The following is a 473-nucleotide window of genomic DNA, read 5'->3' as shown; positions in this document are numbered from 1 at the left end:
ACCCCGAGGTTGCCGCGCCGGGTGAGTTCGACGATCGCGGACTCGATCTCGGCCACGACCGACGGCTGGATGCCCTCCGTCGGTTCGTCGAGCACGAGTACCCGGGGCTCGGTGATCAGTGCCCGCGCGATCGCGAGCTGCTGGCGCTGACCGCCCGACAGCAGACCCGCGCGGCGGCCCTGCAGAGACTCGAGCGCCGGGAACAGTGCGAGTTGCGCGTCGATGAGCGACTTGCCGCGGCGGCGGCCGTCGGCGACCACCTGCAGGTTCTCGAGGCACGTGAGCTGCCCGAACGACTGCTGGCCCTGCGGCACGTACGCGAGACCGCGGGCCACGCGGGCGCTGGGGCGCAGCCGGGTGACGTCCTCGCCGTCGAGCAGAACCTTGCCCGACGTCGTCTTCGCCAGACCGACCGCCGCGCGCAGCAGCGTCGTCTTGCCGGCGCCGTTGTGTCCCATGACGGCGGCGACGCC

At 72.7% G+C, this 473-nt stretch carries 1 protein-coding gene; it reads right to left on the bottom strand.

Translation table 11 applies throughout. The features are described 5' to 3' along the window. On the bottom strand, positions 1-473 hold a 473-nt coding region (locus AC07RN_RS21110; protein ID WP_478337236.1), incomplete at both ends, for an ATP-binding cassette domain-containing protein.

It is taken from the genome of Lelliottia sp. GFLA7, from assembly GCF_056490165.1.
This window is presented reverse-complemented; position numbering and strand designations above follow the sequence as displayed.